Genomic DNA, 4,067 nt, shown 5'->3' with positions numbered 1-4,067 from the left:
ACCATTTCCTGCCAAACAACACCCGCCAAACAACACCCGCCAAACAACACCCGATCCTAAGATGTCAGAAAACCCGCCGCCTAAGATGTCACAAAACCCCGCCTCGATGCCGCCTGAAGATGTCGGAAAATTCGGTGTCGGAGACTTTGCAAAGTGATGTCCGATAATGGAACGTTACCGGACATAGCGCCGAAATCAGGTGCGCATGATGTCGGAAAATTCCCTGCACGCAGTGAAGCGCTACCAGTTGCCAATCGGGCCAAACGGATCTGGCAACGGATCGCCGAGACCGTGAAGCTGCGCCGCTGGTGGTGCCTGCCGTGGCCGCCCATAGCACCGGTCTAGGATCGCGCACGCCGCCGAGACCCGCGCCCCTTCGCTTTGCCCGTTTGCCGCGATGTCAGCCAATGCCGAGAGCGCGACCCCAACGTGACCCGCCGCCAGCTCAGCCAATGCGCGCCGCGCCTGCGCCGTGTCGGAGTTTTCCGATCCAGCTGGACGCCCAGCGCCTGGACGAACCCCGCCCCTAGGCATGTTTGAAATCCTTTGAATGAATATCAATGCGCCGTGAGGGCCATTTTAAGCGCCATACAGCGCCATTAGGGGTTTTCCGCATCATGACAGCCAAGACCGCCTGAAGGCCACTCAGCGCGAACCCCTGCGCGGGAAATGCCCTAAACATAGCCCTACCTCGCCTGCGCCGTTGTGCCGAGTGTTTTGCAGATGTGAAATCGCTTGCCCTCGATGGGGCCGGAGCCGCCGAACCGATACCGGCCTCTGTTGCGTGGCTTGTCAGGGTTTTCTATGCGCCGCCCATATCGCTTAATTGTGGCAGGCTCAGACTTGCCAAAATAGGCCGCGATGTTTTCAGGGCCGCCGCGCCCATGACGCACGCCCAAATGCCACGCACGCCCCACAGACACCGCCGAAACCCGCGCCGATGGTGCGACCGCCCCGACCGCCTCGCCCGTCCATTCTGCGACCTGCTTTGCGAAGTCAGCATGAAGGCATTTAGGCAAGTGAATCGCGATGTGCCAATGCTCGCCCGCCTGCCCTTCATATCCGCGTGGTGCCCATTCCCTGACCCATATGCACGCCCAGAAGATACCGCGCGCCTTGACCCATTTACGGATCAGCTGGAGCAATTCCTGAAGCCCATCCCACAGATTACCAACGCCGAAAACACCGCCCTCGCCAATGCGCTGAAGGTGAGCCGCGTTGACGGTCAAAATGGTGTTTATTGGGTGCCCGATGTGCTCAGAGAATGCCGCCGCCTGCATCATGCGTGCCTGCGCCCCACGTGGCAATTCGCGCGTGACTGTGTAGCGGGTGGATGGGTGAGTGTTACCTACTAGGCCGGAATGCTGGCCCATATGCACTGAAACAGGCTCAGCCTCATCTATTCTAAGCAATTCACGCCGCATAACAAATTTTGCCTCATGTGCTGGACGGAATGCCCGCTTCATTCTCAGCAATGTTAGGCTAAAATCGGAATCGATGGAAGATGTAGTGAGAACAAAAGGAGACGTATACTAAATGTATAATGCCTGTGGATAACTTTCAGGTGTCAGCCTTCTTTTCTTATTTCCATATTTCTATTTCTAGGCCGAAAAACCGTTTATTTACAGAGGATTAGAGAACGAAAAAGAACGGATTGCGGGCCTACGCGAACGGATTGCGGGTGAAAAAGAACGGATTGCGGGTGAAAAAGAACGGATTGCGGGCGCAAGAACTTGCTGGCAGTCTGCGTTCTTTATAGCGTTTCTGCATGGCAAAGTTGACCACACTCAGCGCCGTGAAAATGGCACGCCCGGACCCGGACGCAATTATCGCGGCTGGCGAGTTGGTGGGCATGCGCTTTGTGTCTGGCAATGCGCTTTCCCTGCGCGCCGCCAAGCTGTTTTGCCTGCTTATCCAAGAGGCCGGAATAGCCGTTGCCGAGGATAAGCAACACCGCATCCCCTACGCCGTTCTGAATGAAACATTCCACAGAAGCCGCGATGAGCTGGCCGAGGCAATAGCCGAGCTGCATAGCACGATTGTTTCCGTCCAGCTGGTGAGCCGCCAAGGCCGCGCACATACCAAATCAGGGCCGATCTTGTCCGATGTCGAGCGCGAACCGGATAGCCTAGACGGTGCCGAAATCAGGTTTGAATTTTCCAAGACCATGCGCCGCGTCATTGCCGATAGCACGCATTGGGCCAGCATATCCCGCCGCGCCGTTCTGAGCTTTGAAAGCCGCTATTCGCTGCGCCTGTATCTATGGCTCAGCCTGCGCGCGAACCTGCGTAAGACTGCCGAGGATGTCAGCCTAGACGACCTGCGCGACCTGTTAGGCGTGCCCGCTGGAAAGCTCAACAGTTGGCAAGGTTTGAAGTTTCGCGCCCTCGAACCCGCCCTAGCTGAAATCAATCAACTTGCGGGTTTTCGCGCCGAGTATATGCCGCTGAAACAGGGCCGCCGTGTTGCTGGTGTGCGGATCGCATGGGGCCTAAAGGATCGCGCCGAGCTGGTGAAGGCACAGAAGGAACTAGACCGCCCGCGCGTAGGCCGGAAAGCGCGCCGCGCCGGACTGGTGGAGACAATCGCACAAGAGCGCCACAGACTGGCCGAGAGCCTCGCCAATGCGACAGGCATAGACCGGACTAGTCCAGACCATTTAGGCCGCAGTGAGACAGGCTTAGAACCGTCTAGGCCAGATGGTGAAATGTGATGCCTAAACTTAGCCCCCGCGATGCCGTGAAGATGTATCAGGTCAGCCGCGCAACACTCATGCGCGCCTTGTCAGATGGGAAAATAAGCGCCGCGAAATCAGACGCCGGACATTGGCAGATAGACGCCGCCGAGCTGCGCCGCCTGTATCAGCCGCGCCCTACGGGAAAACCCGTAGACCGGACTAAGCCGGAGCAAGTGAACCGCCGTGAGACACCCACAGAACCGCCGCTAGACCATGCCCTAGAACTGCGCCTTGCACGTGCCGAAGCTGCACTCGATGCCGAGCGCGAAAAGAACGCCCTACTGCAACAAAACCTTGATGACCTGCGCCGCATGTTACCGCCGCCCGATGCCGTGCCGCGCCGCCGCTGGTGGCCGTGGTGAAGCTGGCAAGAAATAGAACCGTTAACTTCAAAACTGAGAGGATCGCGCCATGACCAATGAGGATATGCAAACTGCTATTCTGGTAATCTTAGGAATTGGCATTGTCATCATGACGCTGAGGGCACTTTATGGGCTTCTTGCATGGAAAGGACGAAGGAAAACGGCTCTTTTGCAGGCTGTTTTATATCCTACCGGCGGGTTCATTTTGATGATGGTTGTTGCCGTTGCTTTTCCTGAGACAAGCCCTGAAAGAATAGCCGCGATAGAAGCTGAAAGAGCCGCTCAAGCCGAAGCCGAAGCCGCTGCTGAGTTGGAAGCTGAGGCTGAAAGAGCCGCTCAAGCCGAAGCCGAAGCCGCTGAGCTTGAGGCATGCCGCCAAGACTTGCAGTGCTGGGGGCAAAAATATTCGATTGATGCCGCAGTGCGTTGCCGAAGACCCATAGAGCGCTTGGCGCAATTCGATATGCGCTGGACCGATGGATGGACAGACACAAAATTCCCGCGCATTCGTTGGGAAAATCAGGATGAAGGACTCGTCACATACATTGGCGACAAGGCTCAGTTTCAGAACGGCTTTGGTGCATGGCAGAATGTCATTTACACATGCACATATGATCCTGCCACGGATAGCGCGATAGATGTGACCGTGACGCCCGGTCGCCTATGACAATCGCCTCGCATAGTGACCCCAAGAAAACAGGTGCTGGTGCCGTGTTAGGGCACCATGCCGCGCGCGTATTGCGTAATAAATCAAGGCCGAGCGCCGAGACCGTGCCGCCCGTATCCCCCTAAAAATCCCCCCTATGTGCTGCGCTACCCCCCTTTTACGGTGTCCAGAAATTGCCGCGCCGCTGGTGGCGATGTCAGTTTTGATCGGGTGTGTATTCAATAACCATTTCCTGCCAAACAACACCCGCCAAACAACACCCGCCAAACAACACCCGATCCTAAGATGTCAGAAAACCCGC

General features: G+C 56.8%; 4 protein-coding genes. 3 read left to right on the top strand and 1 reads right to left on the bottom strand.

Features of this window, described 5'->3' with window-relative positions:
• Positions 1–686: 686 nt before the first annotated feature.
• Complete coding sequence (locus ABD208_RS20335; RefSeq protein ID WP_344106629.1) at positions 687–1,466, bottom strand: hypothetical protein; 780 nt, start codon at positions 1,464–1,466, stop codon at positions 687–689.
• A 302-nt stretch (positions 1,467–1,768) separates the two neighbouring features.
• Here ABD208_RS20335 and ABD208_RS20330 point away from each other — a divergent pair, with 302 nt between their 5' ends.
• From ABD208_RS20330 to ABD208_RS20320, 3 genes are read left to right on the top strand one after another with little or no spacing between them, the layout of a single operon-like run.
• Positions 1,769–2,713, top strand: coding sequence for a replication initiation protein (locus ABD208_RS20330; protein WP_344106627.1), 945 nt, complete (start codon positions 1,769–1,771; stop codon positions 2,711–2,713).
• Entirely contained in the window at positions 2,713–3,099 is a 387-nt protein-coding gene (locus tag ABD208_RS20325) for a helix-turn-helix domain-containing protein (RefSeq protein WP_344106624.1), read from the top strand. The genes ABD208_RS20330 and ABD208_RS20325 overlap by 1 nt, the downstream gene beginning before the upstream one ends.
• Before the next feature lie 49 nt (positions 3,100–3,148).
• On the top strand, positions 3,149–3,766 hold the full coding sequence (locus tag ABD208_RS20320; RefSeq protein ID WP_344106622.1) for a hypothetical protein: 618 nt from the start codon (positions 3,149–3,151) through the stop codon (positions 3,764–3,766).
• The last annotated feature ends 301 nt before the right edge of the window (positions 3,767–4,067 follow it).

Source organism: Myceligenerans crystallogenes (assembly GCF_039529775.1).
Lineage (GTDB): Bacteria > Actinomycetota > Actinomycetes > Actinomycetales > Cellulomonadaceae > Myceligenerans > Myceligenerans crystallogenes.
Note: the sequence above shows the minus strand (reverse complement) of the source record. Positions and strands in the feature narration are given on the sequence as shown.